The organism is Nocardiopsis sp. CC223A (genome assembly GCF_030766825.1).
Taxonomy (GTDB): Bacteria; Actinomycetota; Actinomycetes; order Streptosporangiales; family Streptosporangiaceae; genus Nocardiopsis.
The window spans coordinates 1-18,205 of record NZ_JASFDV010000039.1 but is presented as its reverse complement, the minus strand read 5'-3'; the positions used below and the strand labels follow the sequence as shown (position 1 = coordinate 18,205).

The window sequence follows — 18,205 nt, the reverse complement described above, 5'->3', positions numbered from 1 at the left end:
CTGAGTGGGACGTGCTCTGATCGGGACCGGGGTCCGGGGGCCCGCCGTGTCCCACCCGGACGGGCCGTCAGCGCGTCGCGCCGTCCTCCGGGGTGCGGGCGATCAGTCCGAGCACCCGGATCGCCGACTGCACCCGGTTGGTGACGTGCGGCTTCGCGTACAGGGTCTCGTACCGCTCTACGCGATCGTGTACCGGGGCGCCTTCCTGCTCGACCCGCCCGCCGACGCCTCCGTGCCGCGGCCGGAGCCCCTGCTCCTCGCCGGGATCGCGGTCCGCCTCGCACCGGTCCCGTTGCGGTGCGCGGCCGAGGAGTACGCGTTCCGGGGGCCGCCGCAGCAGGCCCCGGGCACCTGGCCGCGCTCGCCCCTGTGGGGGATCGTGCGCCCGGTGCCGCTGTCCATGCTCGGACACGGCTACGACCGGGTGGGCCGGGTGGACCCGGTCGGCCTTCCGCCCCGCCCGCCATCGGCGGCGACGGGGCGGTGCGCACCCGTGCCGGTCAGGCGTCCTCGGCGTAGCCGCGCAGGGCGGCGACGTCGTGCAGGGTGATGCTCATCCGGCCGGTGCTGATCCACCCGCGGGCGCGCAGCAGGGACAGGGCCTTGTTGACCGCCGCCCGCGACACCCCCGTCCAGGACGCCAGCTCGTCCTGGGACACCGGCAGGTCCAGGCGCACGTCGTCGCCCTCCTCGGTGCGGCCGAACTTCTCGGCCAGCTCCACCAGGCGCGAGGCCACGCGGCGCCCCGCGTCCAGGGCGCCGAACTCGACCCGCTTGCGGTCGGCGTCGCGCAGCCGGGAGGTGACCATGCGCAGCAGGAGCAGCGACACCCGCGGCCACCGCCGCAGGTAGGCCTCGAACCGGTCCGGGGTCAGGGCCAGCGCGGTCAGGTCGTCCAGGGCCTGCACGGTCGCCGACCGGGGGCTGCCGTCGATGACGCCCAGCTCCCCGACCAGGGTCCCCGGCCCGCGCACCGCCAGCACCGCCTCGGTTCCGCCCGCGGTGTGGGAGGACACCTTGCACCGCCCGGTGAGCACGATCAGCACCTGGTCGGAGGCCCCGCCCTCGTGGAAGAGGATCTCCCGGCGCGACCAGCGGCGCAGCGCGCCCGAGACACGCAGGTCCGCACGCTCCTCCTCGGTGAGCTGGTGCCAGAACTCGGTCCGCTCCACGGCACGGTCCTCGTCGTTCACCACGGGTGCACCGCCGTTCCGTCGCCCAGGGAGAGGATCTCGTGCGCCGTCACCGTGCCCTGTCTGCCCTTGACCGGCAGGTCGCCCAGGGAACGGGAGCGGACGCCCTCCCCCAGCCCCCGGAGCGTGGCGTCGCCGACCACCACCCGGCCCGGTTCGGCCAGTGATTGCAGCCGGGCGGCCACGTTGACGGCGTCGCCCATGGCGTTGAAGCCGCGCAGCTGCTCGCTGCCGATGTTGCCCACCAGGGCGGGCCCGGTGTTGACGCCGATGCGGAACCGGGGCCAGCCGGGGTTCTGGTCCGCGATGCGCTCGGAGGCGTCGCGCATGGCCAGCGCGGCCCGCACCGCCCGGACCTCGTGGTCGGCCTGGCGGGCGGGGGCGTTGAACAGGGCCAGCAGGGCGTCGCCGACGAACTGCACGATGGTGCCGCCGTCGGAGAGGATCGCCGGGACGGCGGCGCCGTGGTAGCGGTTGAGCATGCGCACGATCTCGGCGGGCTCCACCGCCTCGGAGAAGGTCGTGAACCCGCGCAGGTCCGCGAAGAGGGCGCTCACCTCCACGACCCGGCCGCCCAGCGCCGCCTGGTCGGGGTCGGCCAGCAGGGAGGCGGCCACGTCCGGCGACATGTACTGGCGGAACAGGGTGCCCAGCTCGCGGTAGAGCCGGACGTTCTCCAGGGAGATGGACAGCTGTCCGGCCAGGGCCGCCAGGGACGCGGGGTCGTCCTCCCGCCCCTGGAGCGGACCCTCCAGGATGCCCGCCGTCCCGCCGCGCACCACCAGGGGGCGCACCGACCGGCCCTCGAACACGGTCCCGGCCTGCGGGCGGGGGTCGACCGGGTAGACGCGGTCCTCGATGCGGACCCGCCCGTCGGAGGCCAGGCCCACGTTCACGTCGCCGTAGGCGGGGCGGACGGCCTCCAGCACCGACCGCACGAACGCGTCCTCGTCCTGGTCGCCGACCCGGGTGCGGCGGGCGACCTCGGCCAGCGCCGCCAGGCGCCGGGAGGTGTCGCGTTCGGCGGCCAGGGCGGCGGCGGCCCGCTCGACCACGGCGACCTGCCCCTCCGAGAGCCGGAAGCGCTCCGCGAACGCGGCGAAGTCGGCCCCCTTGGGCGCGGTGTCGCCCCGCTCCCCCTCGCCGAGCAGGGCCACGAACTCCTCGATGGCCTCCTCGTACTCGGCGCGGATGCGGCGGGCGGTCTCCTCCAGCACGATCGCGTCGAACACCCCGGCGGTGGCGCCCTCGCGCCGGTACTGGACGTAGGCGCTGTAGGCGATGAACCCGAACGCCGCCACCAGCAGCACGTGCCAGTGCCACCAGGACAGGTGCCACTTGTCGGCGAGGATGACCGTGACCATCGCCTCGGCCAGCAGCACGAACGCCGTGACCAGGCTGAGCAGCACGGCGGAGGCCGAGCGCCGGAACATGAGGAAGTAGCGGACCGCGGCGACGATGTACAGCAGGGCCGAGGCGGCCGCGATCGGCACCATCACACCCTCGACGTCGCGCTGTTGGGCGGGCAGGTGCAGGGGCGGGATCTCCAGCAGTCCGGCGACGGTCCAGGCGACCATCAGGGCCACGAGCAGGATCCACAGCAGGCGCTCGAACCGGATGACCCGCGCGCCGCGCTCGGCCGTCAGGTCCAGGGAGGACGCGAACGCGAAAACGGAGGCGATGACCAGCCCCACCGGGTGGGACAGGTCGAAGCCGATCCCGGCGTCGGCGGTGATCATGCCGGGGGTGAGCAGCGCGTGGACGGCCAGGAACCCGGCCGACGACAGGAACGCCAGCGACACCAGGAACAGGCGGCCGTCGTCGCGGCGGCGGGCGGCCACCCCCATCCACAGGCCCATGGCCACGTTGAGCAGGGACACGACCAGCACCAGCCAGAAGTGGCTCGGGTTGTGGTGCCACTCCACGTCCAGGTGCGGGCGCGCCAGCAGCAGCCACAGGCCGGCCAGGGGCGCGGCCAGGTGCAGGAACCAGACGAGGAAGCGCACCGGGCGGGCCGAGCGCGGGGGCCCGGGCGGTGGGGTGCGGACCGGGAGGGGGGTCTCAGCCATGGAGGGGATCTCTGTCGCTCCGGGAGGGGCGGGCGCCCCGGCCCGCGGTGTGCGGTGCGACACATCGGGTGAAGCGGGCGCCTTGTGTAGAAGAGTACGCAGACACCTTAGTACGCGACCGGTTTCATGGCTGACGTCCACCCGACACGTCACCCGGAATCCGGAGCCGCGAACCGCCATGACGACGATCACCGAACCGCAGCGAGCGACAGCGACCGCGACCGTGGACGCCGCCCCCCGCGGGGCGGGGGCGCCCGCGCCCGGCGCGGAGTTCGTACGCGCCGTGTGCGACCTGCACGGCCCCGTCCTGCTGCGGTACACCCTGACCCTGGTGGACCGGGACCTGCACCGGGCCGAGGACCTGGTCCAGGAGGCCGTCCTGCGCGCCTGGCGCGGTCGGGAGAACCTGGACGCCGACCCCGGGAGGCTGCGGCCGTGGCTGTTCACGGTGGTGCGGCGGCTGGCCATCGACGCCCACCGGGCCCGCAGCGTCCGTCCGGCGGAGGTCCCCCCGGGCGACGCCCAGGACGCGCCGATCGCCGACGAGTCGGAGCGGGTGGTCAACGCCCAGGTGGTCGCGCAGGCCATGCGCGACCTGCCCCCGAGGCAGCGGGAGATCCTGGTGCACGTCCATTACCTGGGGCTCAGCGTCCACGAGACCGCAGAGCTCCTGGGCATCCCGGAGGGCACGGTCAAGTCGCGCACCCACAAGGCGGTGCGGGCCCTGCGGGAGAAGCTGATCGCCCGCGGCTACCCGGGCTGAACGCGGGGGCCGCCCGCCGCGGGGTCCTCGTCCGCCGCGCGTTCCAGTACCCGGAGGGCGAGGTCCCCCATCCGGCCGGGGGTGAGCAGGAAGTCCGTCAGGTACGCGTCCAGCGGCAGGTCGGCGAGGGCTCGGGGGACGACCGCCAGCTCCCCCGCCTCGTCCCGGCAGGAGGGGCAGGAGGCCAGGTGGGCTTCGGCGGCGGCCCGCTCGCCGGGGTCCAGGGCGCCCGGCATGCCGGCGCCGAGCAGGTGGGCGCCGACCGCGTCCGCACCGCAGCCTTCCTCGAACATCGTCTCTCCCGCCCGGATCCGGGGGCCGTCACCGTTGCCGTTGTACATGTACCACCGCGGACCGGGCCGCGGGTACCCCCGTCCGGAGGGCACCGGCGGCCCGGCGGGTTACGGAACGTCCTTGATGAGGGTGCCGTCCGGGGCGACGAGGAACCACTCGTCGTCCAGACCCTGGCCGTTGCTCTCCTCCGGCAGCGCGTCACCGACGTAGTAGTACAGCGGCCAGTCGTTGTAGACGACCTGGGTGACGCCGTCGGTCCGCTCGGTGGCGCCCAGCAGCGACTCGTCCAGCCCCTCCCCGAGTTCGACCCCGTCGGCGCCGGTCAGGGCGGGCCAGGTGGCGATGCAGCCGGCCTCGCAGACACTCTCGGCGTCCTTGTCCTTGGTGAACCCGTAGAGGACACGGCCCTCGGCGTCGGCCAGGGCCGTGCCGACCTCGCTCTCCACCAGGGTGATCTCGACCGGTCCGGCCTGGGCCGGGGCGGTGGGCGCCGCGTCCTCGGCCCCGTCTCCGGCCGCGCCGCCGGAGCCGTCGGCGGAGCAGGCGGTGAGGGCGAGCAGGGTGCCGGCGGCCGCCAGGGTCACTCGGATGCGCATGGTCAGGTTCTCCCCGTCGTGTTCGTCGTGCGTCGTTCGGATGCGGATACGCGGGGGAACCGTCCGCGGTTCACCCCGGATTCGCGGAGGGAGCGGGTGAACCATCGGGGACCGGCCGCCGTATCCGTCACTGATCGCCGCCGCACCCACGCGGATACGCGGGGGAACCGTCCGCGGTTCACCCCGGATTCGCGGAGGGAGCGGGTGAACCGTCGGGGACCGGCCGCCGTATCCGTCACTGATCGCCGCCGCACCCACGCGGAGCGGCGGCCCGAACGCAGACGAACGGGGACGGAAACCTCCATGCGCACACGAATTCTCGCGGTCGCCGCCGCGGCCGCCATGATCGCCGCCGCCGGGACCGCGCACGCGGACGAGCACGGCGGCCACGGGGACGGGGCGGCCCCGGCGGGGGGCGGGAACAAGACCCCGGCGCTGAACTCCACCAAGGGCGAGCAGGCCGTGTTCTTCACCGCCGAGCTCAGCGGCGCCGAGGAGGTACCCGTCGAGGACGGCCCCTCGGTCGGCGACCCCGAGGGGCACGGCCGGGCGATCATCTCGGTCAAGGGCGACCGGGTGACGTTCGCCTTGGACTGGGAGGGCACGCAGGCGCCCACTCTGGGCCACATCCACCAGGGGGCCGCGGGTGAGAACGGGGACGTGCGGCTGACCTTCTTCGACACCGCGCTGCCCGAGACCGTCACCGCGGTGGCCGGGCAGACCACGATCACCGACGAGGACCTGGCCCTGCGACTGCTGACCGACCCGGCCGGGTTCTACGTCAACCTGCACACCGAGGAGTTCCCCGGCGGGGCGGTCCGCGGGCAGCTGACGCCGTCGGGGCAGCGGCTCAACGTGCTGGGCATCATCGAGGGGTCGGGGCTGGTGGCGGTGGCCGACGGCGCCCAGGAGGTGTTCACCGAGGAGAAGCCGCAGGTGGGCGACCCCGACGGGCGCGCCTCCGGGTTCTTCCGGCCCGAGGGCGACACGGTCGCGTTCTCGACGGCGTGGACCAACGTGGCGCCGCCCACCATCGGCCACCTGCACCGGGGGGTGGCGGGCGAGAACGGCGACGTGGCGGTGGAGCTGTTCGCCGGCGAGCTGCCCGCCACGGTGTTCGCGGTGTCGGGCACGGTGGCCCACGTGGACCCGGCGGTCACCGAGCGGATCAGCGCGGCCCCGCACGACTACTACCTGAACCTGCACACGGGCGAGTTCCCCGACGGGGCCGTCCGGGGCCAGCTCTTCTGACCCCGCCCTACCGCCCCGGACCGCCCCGGCGCACCGCCCGCGCCGGGGCGGCCGTGCGTCCCGAAAGGTGTGGCGGGGGGCACGAACAAGGATGTTCGTGAAGGTTAGGCTTGCCTAAATCCGGTGTACGATCTCCGGAGGTTCGACTCTCCAACCCCACCCCTCTCACCAGCCACGAGGGCCGCGAACCGCCCGCTCACACCCCGAGGTCTTTCCGTGAATCGCATCACCACCCTCACCGCGGCGCTCGCCGCCGGAGCGCTCCTGCTCACCGGTTGCGGCGCAGACGAGCCCACCGACACCGGCTCGAACCGGTCCAACGTCGCCACCGGCCAGGAGGGCTTCGACGACGTCCGCGAGCTCGCCGCGCAGCTGGGCACCGACGCCGCCCCCGGCGAGTTCCCCCGCACCGTGCGCAACCTCGTCGCCAACGGCGAGGTCGGCGAGACCGAGATCCCCGCCAAGCCCGAGCGCGTCATCGTGCTCGACACCGGCGAGCTGGACAACGTGCTCTCCCTGGGGATCGAGCCCGTGGGCATCGCCCACCCGGCCGACGCCGCCATCGCCCCCGGATACCTGGAGGCGGGCGAGGCCGTGGACCTGGGCGCCTACGACGCGCTGGACCTGGAGCAGATCAAGAACCTCGAACCCGACCTCATCCTGGGCACCACCCTGCGGATCGACGACGACGCGCTCAAGCAGCGCCTCCAGGAGATCGCCCCCACCGTCCTGGCGCCCCGCCCCGGCCTGATCTGGAAGGAGAACTTCCTGCTCAACGCCGCCGCCCTCGGCGAGGAGGAGAGGGCGCAGGAGCTGCTGGACGCCTACGAGGAGCGGGCGGACGAGATCGGCGGGTCCGTCGTGGCGGCCAACGGCGGACAGGCGCCGACCGTGACGATGCTGCGGTTCATGGCCGGGCGCATCCGCCTGTACGGCAACGAATCCTTCATCGGCACCGTGCTCGCCGACGCCGGGCTGCCCCGGCCCGAGGCCGAGGACATCGACGAACTCGCGGTGGAGATCTCCGCCGAGGAGATCACCCTGGCCGAGGGCGAGTGGGTGCTGTGGGGCACCTACGGCGACCCCGACGCCACCGAGCAGGCCGCGGTGGTCGACGGGCCCCTGTGGGACCGGGTGCCCGCGGTCGCCGACGGCGGCGTGGTCCGCGAGATCGACGACGAGGTCTGGTACCTGGGCCTGGGCGTCACCGGCGCCGACCTGGTCCTGGACGACCTGGCCGCGATCGCCGACGACCTGAGTTGAGCACCTCCCCCACCGCGGTGAGGGGCGCGGCGGGCACCTCCGCCGTGCTCCTCACCGCTTTCGCCGCCCTCGCCGCGGTCACGCTGGTGAGCATCGCCGTGGGCACCCGTGTCCTGACCCCCGCCGAGACCCTGGCCGGGCTGGCCGCAGGGGACGGCGTCGCCGGGACCGTCATCTGGGAGATGCGCTTCCCGCGGTCGCTGCTGGGCCTGTTCGTGGGCGCCTGCCTGGGCGCTGCCGGGGTGCTCGCCCAGTCGGTGACCCGCAACCCGTTGGCCGACCCGGGCCTGCTCGGCATCTCCGCCGGAGCGGCCGTGGCCGTCGTCGCCGGGAGCGCCCTGCTGGGCCTGGGCGCGGGGACGCCCCGGGTGCTGCTGGCACTGGCCGGGGCCGCGGCGGCCACCGCCGTCGTGTACACCTTCGCCCGGCGCTCGCCCGAGGGTCTCACGCCCGTCACCATGACCCTGGCCGGGGCCGCCGTCACGGCGTTCCTCGGCGCGATCGTGTCCGGGGTGGTGCTGGTCAGCGCCTCGACCATGGACCAGTACCGGTTCTGGGTGGTGGGCGCGCTGAGCCTGCCCGACCCCGTGATGCTGCCCGCCGCGCTGCCCTTCGGGGTCGCGGGCGCCGTGGTGGCGCTGGTGGTGTCCGGGGCGCTCAACGCCCTGGCGCTGGGCGACGACACCGCGGCGGCCCTGGGCGTGCGGGTGACCCGCACCCGGCTGCTGGCCGGGGCGGCGGTCGTGCTGCTGTCGGGGACCGCGGTGTCCCTGGCCGGGCCGATCGCGTTCGTCGGGCTGGTGATCCCGCACCTCGCGCGGGCCCTGGTGGGCGCCGACGTGCGCCGCATGCTGGCCTGCGCCGCCCTGCTGGGGCCCCTGCTGCTGTTGACCGCGGACGTGGTGGGCCGACTGATCGCCCGCCCCTCCGAGGTTCAGGTGGGCGTGGTGACGGCGCTGGTGGGCACCCCGTTCCTGATCTGGCTGACCCGGCGGGCCAAGGAGCGTGCCCTGTGACCGCGACCCTTTCCCCCTCGCCCTCCCCCGCGCCCGCGCGCTCGCCGCTGCGGTGGCTGCCCCGGCCCCGGCCCCGGCCGCGTGTGGCCGTCGCCGTGCTGGGGACGCTGCTGGTGCTGGTGCTCACCACCCTGGCCGCGCTGAGCCTGGGCGACCGGGCCACCCCGCCCGGGGAGCTGTGGCAGGCCTTGCGGGGGCACGGTGCGGAGAACACCCTGTACGCCGTGCACGAGGTGCGGCTGCCCCGCATCGTTCTGGCCCTGGCGGTGGGCGCGGCGTTCGGCGTCGCGGGCGGGATCGGCCAGAGCGTGCTGCGCAACCCGCTGGCCAGCCCCGACGTGCTGGGGGTCAGCGCCGGGGCGTCGGCCGCGGCGGTGGGCGTCATCGCCGTCGGCTCGCTGGGCGGCCCGATCGGCCTGGTGCCGATCCCGGTGGCCGCGCTGGCCGGGGGGCTGGGCGCGGCCGGGCTGATCGCCCTGCTCGCCCGGGACGGGGCGGTGCGCGGGCGGCGGCTGCTGCTGGTCGGCATCGGGTTGTCCGCGGCGCTCACCGGGGTGACGCAGTACCTGCTGACACTCATCGACGTGCACGACGCGCAGCGTTCGGCGGTGTGGCTCACCGGCAGCCTCAACGCCCGCGGGTGGGCGGAGGCGGCCCCCGTCCTGGCGGGGTGCGCCCTGCTGATCCCGGCGGCGCTGGCGCTGGCGCACACCAACCGGGCGCTGCTGTTCGGGGACGACGTGGCCACCGGCTGGGGCGTGCGCACCGGCCGGGCCCGCGGAACGCTGCTGGCGGTGGCGGTGTGCCTGGCCGCCCTGGCGACCTCGGCGGGCGGGCCGATCGCGTTCGTCGCCCTGGTGTCGGGGCAGGTGGCCCGGCGGCTGGCCCGGGTCCCCGACATCCCGCCCCTGCTGTCCGCCCTGACCGGGGCGCTGATCGTGCTGGCCGCCGACACGGCGGCGCGCACCGCGCTGCCGGTCCAGTTGCCCGTCGGCGTGCTCACCGCCCTGGTCGGCGCGCCCTACCTGCTGTACCTGCTACAGCGACGCCGTGGAACGAGAGGTGCCGCATGACCGCGACCGACCCCGGGCCCGCGCGCCTGCGCGCGCTCGACCTGTCCCTGGGTTACGGCGACCGGACCGTCGTGCCGGGGCTGTCCCTGGACGTGCCCGACGGGCGGGTGACCGTGGTGGTGGGCGCCAACGCCTGCGGCAAGTCCACGTTCCTGCGCGGGCTGGCCCGGTTGCTGGCGCCGCGCGGCGGCGCCGTGCTGCTGGACGGCGCGGACATCGCCCGGACGCCCTCGCGCGAGGTCGCCCGGGTGCTGGGGATGCTGCCGCAGTCGCCGGTGGCGCCGGAGGGGATCACCGTGCGCGACCTGGTCTCGCGCGGGCGCCACCCGCACCAGAGCTGGTGGCGGCAGTGGGGCGGGGAGGACGCCGCGGCGGTGGAGGACGCGCTGCGCGCCACCGGGACCCTGGAGCTGGCCGAACGCGACGTGGACGAGCTGTCGGGCGGGCAACGCCAGCGGGTGTGGATCGCGATGGCGGTCGCCCAGCGCACCGACCTGCTGCTGCTGGACGAGCCCACCACCTACCTGGACATGGCCCACCAGCTGGACGTGCTGGAACTGGTCGCCGCGCTCAACCGGGACCGGGGCAGCACCGTGGTCATGGTGCTGCACGACCTCAACCTGGCCTGCCGGTACGCGCACCACATCGTGGCGATGCGGGCCGGGGAGGTGGTCGCCCAGGGCGAGCCGGCGCAGGTGGTGACCGAGGAGCTGCTGCGGGAGGTGTTCTCGGTGGAGGCGTCGGTGCTGACCGACCCGCGCACCGGCGCCCCGGTCATCGTGCCCCACCGCACCGTCGCCACCTGACGCCCCCGCGCGGCGGGGTCGGGGCGCGGGAGCGCGGGCATGCCCGTGGTCGGCGCTCTTGTGAGGTCGCGGATCGCGTCCGTGGACTCGATGCGCACCACCGTCGGGTCCGGGTCGGCGGTGTGGACCCGTGCCATGGCCTCCAAGGCCGAGAGCGAACCCGGACCACCACAGCGTCCGGCAGGACACCCCCGACCAAACGGACCGCGGTGACCCCGCCCGGCTGCGCATCACCATCGGGTCCGGGTCGGCAGCGTGGACCCGTGCCATGGCCTCCAAGGCCGAGAGCGAACCCGGACCGCCACAGCGCTCGGCAGGACACCCTCGACCAAACGGACCACGGTGACCCCGTCCGGTCCGCGAAGACCGTCACATCGTCGGGAGAGGCGCGTTCTTGAACCGAGGGGAAGCGGCCATCACCCCTGGCCACCGGGCATGAACACGGAGCGTGCCACAGGCGTGACCACGGGTGCATTCACTGTCCGCGCCCCGTGTGCTAATACTGATAATCGTTTTCATTGTTCATTGCCCACCCGCCCCGTGTGCGGATGCCGACGGGGCGGATCGTGTGAACGCGAGGCTCACCGGGCCGTCAGCGGCCCCGGTGACCGAACGAAGGGAAGACACCGTGCATCGACCGTCCTCTGCGGCCAGCAGGACCCGCGCACCGGTCCAACCGGGCACCGCCACCGGCTGGGAGCTGCACGGGCTGCTGCCTCAGACGCTGTCCGCCGATGAGATCCGGGCGATCAACAACCCCGGCCGTGCCATCCACGAGCACCGCACCTACACCTGGAACGGCTGGGACTTCGAGCTGCCGCCGGGGGTGTTCCACCCGGGTGAGACCAGTCGACTGGTGCACACCCGGTTGCTCGACGGGACGCTGCCGGTCGCCGGACTGCGCTACGCCGCGATGGGCGCGGGTCTGGGCGTGGAGGCCGTGGTGGCCGGCGTTCGCGGTGCGAGCATCGTCTACGCGCTGGACGTACACCCGGAGAGTGTGCGCACCGCCGCCCGGCACTACGAGCGGATCGTCGGCGCGGACGGGCCGACGCTGGTCCCGCTCGTGGCCGACGTGTGGGAGGGGTTCCCCGACGGCGAGCAGGTGGACGTCGTGACGTTCAACCCGCCTGCCATCGAACTGCCGCTGTCGGACGACCCGGAGATCGTGCGCAACCTGTGCCTGGGCCGCGACATCGCGGCCCGGTTCTTCGACCAGTTGGTGGCCCGGGACCTGCTCGCCGCCGACGGGGTCGTGTACCTGATCGTGTCGAACACCGCACCGCTGCGCGACATCGTGGCGCTGGCGCTACAGGCCGGGTTCGACGCCGAGGTCGTGCACGTCGAGGACTGGCCCGGCGACGACGTGCAGACCTACCTGTTCGCCCTGCGCCGCTCGGACGGCCGTCCCGGCGGGAAGGGTTGAGCGCGGTGCACGAGCACTACGCGGACGCCATCGCCGATCCCGACTGCATTCGGCTCGCCCCGGACCTGGTGTGCCTGCGGTTCGAGGTGATGAAGGTGCGCTCGGCCCTGGGCGCCGTGCGGCATCTGCTGGCCACGGAGGCGGTGCGCCCCGGCGACACCCTGGTGGACAGTTCGAGCGGCATCTACGCGCTGGCCCTCGCACTGGCCTGTCACCGGTACGGGATGCGCTGCCACATCGTGGGTTCCACCACGGTGGACGAGACGTTGCGCGTACAGCTGGAGATCCTGGGCGCGACCCTCGAACAGATGCCGCCGTCGGACGACCTGATGCTGGACCAGAACCGGCGGGTCGAGCGGGTCGGGAAGCTGTTGCTGGAGAACCCCGGTTTCCACTGGATGCGCCAGTACCACGACGCGATCCACTACGTCGGCTACCGCGAGGTGGCCGAACAGCTCGACCGAGAGGTGCCGACCGGACCGCTGACCATCGTCAGCGGTGTGGGAACCGGCTCCTCGACCGGCGCCCTGGCCTGCTATCTGCGGGCGGCGGGCCGGGACGTGCAGCTGATCGGCATCCAGCCGTTCGGCAGCGTCACCTTCGACGCCGGGCACACCGCCGACCCGGACATGATCATCGCGGGCATCGGCAGCTCGATCGAGTTCCGCAACGTGCGCCACGAGCTGTACGACCGCATCCACTGGGTCTCGTTCGAGTACGCGCGGGCCGGCGCGGTGGCCCTGCTGAGGGACAGCGGCGTGTTCGCCGGGTTGTCCGCCGGAGCGGCCTACCTCGCCGCGGAGTGGGAGCGCGGGCGCACGCAGGGGCGCACCGTGGTGTTCCTCGCTCCGGACACCGGTCACCGCTACGTCCGCGCGGCGTTCGCGGCGCACGCGCACGTTCCCGGCATCGCCGGTCTGGCACCGCACGAGGTGGCCGACAGCGACGGGATCGCGCTGCCCTGGTCCGTCACCGACTGGGTGGCCCCCTCACCTTCCCCGCACGACGCCGTGCCGGTACCCGCTCACGCCCCGAGCAGATCGACCTGACCGCGGCCCCCGTCGGCGGAGCCGTTCCCTCTTCCCTCTCTCCCGGCCCAGCGCCGAGGCGACGGCACCGCGTGTCCGTCGTGACCATTGATCGACCGAAAGGATCCCCCTTCCATGCAGGATGAGCAGCACTCCATGCGGCGCCCCGTCCGGCGTCCCGGTCTCGCCCTCGTGGCCGCCACCGGGATCATCGCCGTCACGGCGTGCGGTGGCGGTGGCGGCGGCGGTGACGAAACGGCCGCCGGCGCGGGCAGCGAGGGATTCCCGCTGACGGTGCAGAACTGTGGCCGTGAGGTCACCATCGAGGCGCCGCCGGAGAACCTGTACGTGATCGGCGGCGAGGCCGGGACGCTGGTGCACGCCGCCGGCGGCACGGACCGGATCGGTACGTTCTCCCCCCTGATCGGGGAGCCGCTCGGCGACGCGGAAGGTCCGCTCGGCGAGGCCGAGCAGGCCCCCATCCAGAGTTCGGACGACATCTCCCGCGAGGTGATCATCGGTGCCGGGCCCGACCTGGTGGTCACCTACGGGCTCAACGAGTTCGGCCCGGAGGACCTCGCGGACGCCGGCATCCCGACGCTGATCATCAGCGGATACTGCGGCGGCTTCGGCGCCGGGCAGTCCGACGTCGAAGACCCGTTGGAGGGCGTCTACGACGACATCACCACCCTGGGCGAGGTCCTGGGGACCGAGGAGACCGCCGAACAGGCGGTGACCGACCTGCGCGGCCGGGTCGACGCGGTGCGTCAGCAGGCCGAGCAGTCGCCGCCGCCCGGGGGGACGGCCGCCGCGCTGTTCGTCGCGGGTCCGGACAGCGGGCTCGGCGCGTACGGCCGACGCGGCATGATCCACCAGCAGATGGAGTACGCGGGCCTGTCGAACGTCTTCGAGGACACCGACGAACGGTACTTCGAGCCGAACACCGAAGCCCTGATCGACGCCGCCCCGGAACGGCTGATCGCGCTGTACGAACCGGGGGACACCTCCGAGCAGGAGGTGCGCGACACGCTCACCGGCCGATCGGAGCTCGGCTCGGTCCCGGCGATCGAGGCCGGCGAGGTGATGGTGCTCGACTTCTACTACTCGGGGCACGGAACGCTCGCGGTCGACGGCCTGGAGCAGTTGGCCGAACTGATCAACGAATGACACACCGTGACCACCGACGGACGGGTGGCCGGCGCCGACCGAGCGTGCCGGCCACCCGCCCGGCGGCCGGCGAAGAGGTACCGCGATGACGTTGACCGCAGACCAGGACGACACGCTCGGCGGAAGTGGCGACGTGCCACCCGACGATCTCGACCACGGCCGACGCACCCGGCGGACGCTGCTGTGGGTCGGCGGCCTCACCGTGCTGCTGCTGGTCAGCATCCCGGTGGCGATCGGGCTCGGCCCGGTCTCGATCACGCCCGACATCGTCGCGCGCATCATCGGCGGCCACGTCCTCGGCACGCCGGAGGCGACGTGGGACGCCTCCGAGGACAGCATCGTCTGGTTGGTGCGCACACCCCGGGTACTGCTGGCCGCCGCGGTCGGGGCGGCACTGGCGATCTCCGGGGCGGCGCTACAGGCCCTGGTGCGCAACGTGCTGGCAGAGCCCTACCTGCTGGGCGTGACCTACGGGGCCTCCACCGGCGCCGCGCTCACCATCCTGTTCGGTGTCGGCGCCTCGATCGGCGCGAGTTCGCTCACCGGCAGCGCGTTCGTCGGCGCGATGGTCGCGACCGCCGTGGTGTTCGCGCTCGCGACCATCGGAGGAAAGATCACGTCGGTGCGCCTGCTGCTCGCGGGCGTCTCGGTCGGCTACGTGCTCCACGCCGCCACCAGCTTCCTGATCTTCGCCTCGGACACGCCGGAAGGCGCCCGAGCCGTGCTGTTCTGGCTGCTCGGCTCGCTGGCCAGGGCCCAGTGGTCCGGGGTGGCGACCGCCGGGGCGGCGATGGTGCTCGCGTTGGCGATCCTGCTGCTCTGGTCGCGGAAGCTGGACGCGCTCACCCTCGGTGACGACACCGCGCACGCGTTGGGCAGCCCGCCGGCCCGGCTGCGCGTTCAGGTGCTGCTGGTGGTCGCCCTGTGCGTGGGCGCCGCGGTCGCGGTGTCCGGCGGCATCGGATTCGTCGGCCTGGTCGTCCCGCACGTGGCCCGGCTCTGCGTCGGCGGCGTGCACCGGCGGTTGCTGCCGGTCGCCGCGCTGCTCGGGGCGTCCTTCCTGATCTGGGCCGACGTGGTGGCCCGGATGGCGTTCGTCCCCCGCGAGCTGCCGATCGGCATCGTCACCGCCGTGGTGGGCGCGCCGTTCCTGCTGTTCCTGGTACGCCGAATGAGGTCGGCGGCCTGATCCCGTATCGCACTGCCGCACCCCCACGAGGAAGGCTCTGTCCACAATGGCCGAAACGCCGCTGATCGTCCTGCTCGGCAACGACGATGACGACGACGACCACCGTGCCCTGTTCACCGAGATCCGCCGCCTGGGCGGCGACGCCCGACGGGTGCACCCCGACGAACTGGTCACCGAGGTGACCGCGGACGGCACCCGCTTCCTGGTCGACGGCGTCGAACTGGCGCCCGACCTGATGTTCGGCTGGGTCTACGAGGACTACCTGATCCTGGGCATGAACCAGCTGGAGACCGCACGGCTCGCCGGGATACCCGTGGTGAACTCGGCGATGACGCTGTTGCGCGGGCAGTCGAAGTACCTGAACTCCGCGCTGCTGCACCGCGCCGGCGTGCGGCACCTGCCGGTGCTGTGGGGCCGGGACGAGGAGACCCTGGTGTCCTGGACCGCCGAGCGCGGATACCCGGTGGTGACCAAACCGCTGATGAGCTCCCGCGGTCGCGGGATGTACCGGCTGGCCGACGAGGCGTCGGTACGCGAGTACACCCGCTCGCTCGACCCCGCGCCCGAGCAGTACTACGTCCAGCCCTTCGTCCCGGCGGGGCATCGCGACATCCGCGTGTTGTGCGTCAACTACCAGGCGGTGGCCGCGGTGACGCGGGTCGCACCCCAGGGCACCTGGATATCCAACGCCCCCGGCAACACCCGGCACCGCGCCGAGCTCACCGAGGAGCTGCGCGTGATCGCCGAGCAGGCGGCGGAGGCGATGGACGCGTTGTTCGCCGGTGTGGACGTCGCCCGCGACGAGCGGACCGGCGAACTGCGGGTCTACGAGGTCAACACCTGCCCCACCTGTACCGCCACCTTCCGAGAGCTGGACATGGACCCGGTGCCTCTGCTGGAACTGGCCTCCTTCCTGGTCTCCGCGGCCAGCGACTTCCACGGGGCGCGCACCGGCTGGCGCCCCTCGGTCACGGTCTGAGGCGCCGCGATGCTCTCGATCCTGGACGACCGCCGGTTCCGGCTGGCCTGGCTGAGCTACACGGCCTCCAGCACGGCCACCTCGTTGACCCCGGTGGCGCTCACCCTGTTCCTGCTCGACACACAGGGCGGGGTCGCCGTCCTCGGGCTCGTGCTCGGCTCGCGCACGGCGGGCTTCGTCGTCGGCGCGATCATCGGCGGCATGATCACCGACGGCCACCCGCGCCGTACCGTGCTCACCGTGGCGAGCGCCGTGCGCGGAACGGCGATCCTGGCGTCGGTCGCCGCGTTCACCGTGTCGGTGCCGGCGATCTGCGCCGCGATCCTGGTGGCCGGGATCGGCGAGGGCGTCTTCCGCGGCGCGTACCAGGCCCTGATCGGGGAGGTGGTGGCCGAACCGGACCGGCAGCGGGCCAACGCGCTGTCCACACTGAGCAATCGGCTGATGCTGGTCGGCGGGCCGACCCTGGCGGCCCTTCTCTACGCGACGGTCGGCGGCTCGGTCACGCTCGCGGCCGCCGGCCTGCTCTGGCTCGGCTCGGCAGGGCTGGCGTTCCTCCTTCCGCGCGGCGAGCGGCCGCCGTCCAACGACGCGCGGCGGCGCCCGTTCGCCGACTACGCCGAGGTGCTCCGCGAGGTGGGCAGACACCGCTGGTTCGTCGCCGGACTCTGCGCACTGGTGGTCTGGCTGGCGCTCGGGTTCGCGGTGCAGCAGCTGACCCTGCCCGTGGTCAGCCGGAGCGAACTGGGCGGCGACACGTTCCTCGGGATCGCGCTCGGCTGTTACTCCGCCGGGGCCGTGGCCGGGGCGCTGCTGTTGTCGCGGTGGACTCCGAGCCGGCCGGGGACCGTCGCCTTCCTCGGGCTCGGCCTCTACGGCCTGGTACCGCTGGCCCTCACCGTGCCATCGGTATCGCCGGAGTGGGGCGCGGCCCTGGTGCTGCTCGCCTACTTCGCCGGCGGGGTCGGGATCGAGGCGTTCAACATCCCCTGGTTCAGCGCCATCCAGAGGGAGGTGCCGCCGGAGCGGATGGGCCGGCTCTTCTCCTTCGACTTCATGGTCTCCCACGGTGCCGCGCCGCTGGGCCTGATCCTGCTGCCCCTCGCACTGACCACGGTCGGCCAGGCCCCGGTGCTGCTGGTGTGCGGACTGCTGACCGTGGCCGCGGCGCTGGGCGCGCTGGCCGTGCCGGGTACCCGACGCCTCGCCGACCCCCGGGCCGTCACACGGTCCGAGCCCTCCCTGTGACAGCCGCGGACCTTTCACCGCCAACGCCCCATGAGAGTCTCCCATCATGATCAGCGCAGCCGACGTGACGTTCGCCTACGACGGAACCCCCGTGCTCGCCGGGGTCGGGCTCCGCGCCGACTCCGGCCGTGTCCTCGGGCTCATCGGCCCGAACGGCAGCGGGAAGACGACCCTGTTGCGCATCCTGTACGCCGCGCTGTCCCCGAGGCACGGAGCGGTGCTCGTCGACGACGAGGCGGTGGGCGCACTGTCCGGGCGCGAGCTGCCCCGGCGCATCGCGGTGGTGGCCCAGGAAGCGCCACCGGAACTACCGGTCACCGTCGCCGAGATGGTCCTGCTCGGACGGTCCCCCCATCGCTCTTCGCTCCAGGCGTACACCGCCGACGACCACCGCATCGCCGCCGCCGCGCTGCGGCGGGTCGGGATCCGCCACCTGGCCGACCGCAACTTCGCCGCCCTGTCCGGAGGCGAGAAGCAGCGCACCCTCATCGCCCGTGCGCTCACCCAGCAGACCGGCCACCTGCTCCTGGACGAACCGACCAACCACCTGGACATCCGGTATCAGCACGAGATCCTCCAGTTGGTGAGTGCTCTCGACATCACCACGGTCGTCGTGCTGCACGACCTCAACCTGGCCGCGCGCTACTGCGACCGCCTGGTGCTGCTCGACCAGGGCCGGGTGGTCGAGGCCGGGCCCACCAACGAAGTCCTGACCCCCGAGGTACTCGAACCCGTCTACCGGATCTCGGTACGCGTCCTGGAGGACGGGGACCACGTGCAACTGGTGTTCCGGCCGCACGGGGAGGCCCCTTCACCGCACACGGCGAACCGGCGTCCGTCATAG

The 18,205-nt window shown here is 73.5% G+C and carries 18 protein-coding genes; 14 read left to right on the top strand and 4 right to left on the bottom strand.

Going from position 1 to position 18,205, the window contains the following annotated elements:
• The first annotated feature begins 145 nt into the window (after positions 1–145).
• Positions 146–550, top strand: coding sequence for a hypothetical protein (locus tag QJS33_RS16900; protein ID WP_306368951.1), 405 nt, complete (start codon positions 146–148; stop codon positions 548–550).
• Here the strand turns inward: QJS33_RS16900 and QJS33_RS16895 are convergent.
• Together QJS33_RS16895 and QJS33_RS16890 are read right to left on the bottom strand one after the other, a co-directional pair.
• Positions 501–1,196 (bottom strand): Crp/Fnr family transcriptional regulator, encoded by a 696-nt coding sequence (locus tag QJS33_RS16895; protein WP_306368950.1) that lies wholly within the window; start codon positions 1,194–1,196, stop codon positions 501–503. The genes QJS33_RS16900 and QJS33_RS16895 overlap by 50 nt on opposite strands.
• A complete protein-coding gene (locus tag QJS33_RS16890; RefSeq protein WP_306368949.1) occupies positions 1,190–3,262 on the bottom strand; it encodes an adenylate/guanylate cyclase domain-containing protein in 2,073 nt (690 codons plus the stop codon). The genes QJS33_RS16895 and QJS33_RS16890 overlap by 7 nt, the downstream gene beginning before the upstream one ends.
• Before the next feature lie 178 nt (positions 3,263–3,440).
• Here QJS33_RS16890 and QJS33_RS16885 point away from each other — a divergent pair, with 178 nt between their 5' ends.
• Entirely contained in the window at positions 3,441–4,025 is a 585-nt protein-coding gene (locus QJS33_RS16885; protein WP_306368948.1) for a sigma-70 family RNA polymerase sigma factor, read from the top strand.
• On the opposite strand, the gene QJS33_RS16880 is transcribed toward QJS33_RS16885, so the two are convergent.
• Together QJS33_RS16880 and QJS33_RS16875 are read right to left on the bottom strand one after the other, a co-directional pair.
• The gene (locus QJS33_RS16880; RefSeq protein WP_306368947.1) at positions 4,013–4,366 is read right to left on the bottom strand and encodes a zf-HC2 domain-containing protein; all 354 of its coding nucleotides are present in this window, start codon (positions 4,364–4,366) and stop codon (positions 4,013–4,015) included. The genes QJS33_RS16885 and QJS33_RS16880 overlap by 13 nt on opposite strands.
• A 60-nt stretch (positions 4,367–4,426) precedes the next feature.
• On the bottom strand, positions 4,427–4,915 hold the full coding sequence (locus tag QJS33_RS16875; RefSeq protein WP_306368946.1) for a hypothetical protein: 489 nt from the start codon (positions 4,913–4,915) through the stop codon (positions 4,427–4,429).
• A gap of 303 nt (positions 4,916–5,218) precedes the next feature.
• On the opposite strand from QJS33_RS16875, the gene QJS33_RS16870 reads away from it, so the two are divergent.
• The 12 genes from QJS33_RS16870 (at position 5,219) to QJS33_RS16815 (ending at position 18,205) form a co-directional block, all read left to right on the top strand.
• Positions 5,219–6,166, top strand: coding sequence for a CHRD domain-containing protein (locus QJS33_RS16870; RefSeq protein WP_306368945.1), 948 nt, complete (start codon positions 5,219–5,221; stop codon positions 6,164–6,166).
• A 216-nt stretch (positions 6,167–6,382) separates the two neighbouring features.
• On the top strand, positions 6,383–7,429 hold the full coding sequence (locus QJS33_RS16865) for an iron-siderophore ABC transporter substrate-binding protein (RefSeq protein WP_306368944.1): 1,047 nt from the start codon (positions 6,383–6,385) through the stop codon (positions 7,427–7,429).
• Positions 7,426–8,445, top strand: coding sequence for an iron ABC transporter permease (locus QJS33_RS16860; protein WP_306368943.1), 1,020 nt, complete (start codon positions 7,426–7,428; stop codon positions 8,443–8,445). Before QJS33_RS16865 ends, QJS33_RS16860 begins: the two co-directional genes overlap by 4 nt.
• Positions 8,442–9,518: an iron chelate uptake ABC transporter family permease subunit gene (locus tag QJS33_RS16855; protein ID WP_306368942.1), complete on the top strand. Its 1,077-nt coding sequence runs from the start codon at positions 8,442–8,444 to the stop codon at positions 9,516–9,518. Before QJS33_RS16860 ends, QJS33_RS16855 begins: the two co-directional genes overlap by 4 nt.
• On the top strand, positions 9,515–10,324 hold the full coding sequence (locus tag QJS33_RS16850; protein WP_306368941.1) for an ABC transporter ATP-binding protein: 810 nt from the start codon (positions 9,515–9,517) through the stop codon (positions 10,322–10,324). Before QJS33_RS16855 ends, QJS33_RS16850 begins: the two co-directional genes overlap by 4 nt.
• A 628-nt stretch (positions 10,325–10,952) precedes the next feature.
• Entirely contained in the window at positions 10,953–11,750 is a 798-nt protein-coding gene (locus QJS33_RS16845; RefSeq protein WP_372339674.1) for a methyltransferase, read from the top strand.
• Between the two features lie 5 nt (positions 11,751–11,755).
• Positions 11,756–12,799 (top strand): pyridoxal-phosphate dependent enzyme, encoded by a 1,044-nt coding sequence (locus tag QJS33_RS16840; RefSeq protein WP_306368940.1) that lies wholly within the window; start codon positions 11,756–11,758, stop codon positions 12,797–12,799.
• Between the two features lie 114 nt (positions 12,800–12,913).
• On the top strand, positions 12,914–13,945 hold the full coding sequence (locus QJS33_RS16835) for an ABC transporter substrate-binding protein (RefSeq protein WP_306368939.1): 1,032 nt from the start codon (positions 12,914–12,916) through the stop codon (positions 13,943–13,945).
• A gap of 85 nt (positions 13,946–14,030) precedes the next feature.
• Complete coding sequence (locus QJS33_RS16830; protein WP_306368938.1) at positions 14,031–15,134, top strand: iron ABC transporter permease; 1,104 nt, start codon at positions 14,031–14,033, stop codon at positions 15,132–15,134.
• 46 nt (positions 15,135–15,180) lie between these two features.
• Entirely contained in the window at positions 15,181–16,113 is a 933-nt protein-coding gene (locus tag QJS33_RS16825) for a RimK family alpha-L-glutamate ligase (protein WP_306368937.1), read from the top strand.
• Between the two features lie 9 nt (positions 16,114–16,122).
• On the top strand, positions 16,123–17,361 hold the full coding sequence (locus tag QJS33_RS16820) for an MFS transporter (RefSeq protein WP_306368936.1): 1,239 nt from the start codon (positions 16,123–16,125) through the stop codon (positions 17,359–17,361).
• A 46-nt stretch (positions 17,362–17,407) separates the two neighbouring features.
• Complete coding sequence (locus QJS33_RS16815) at positions 17,408–18,205, top strand: ABC transporter ATP-binding protein (protein ID WP_306368935.1); 798 nt, start codon at positions 17,408–17,410, stop codon at positions 18,203–18,205.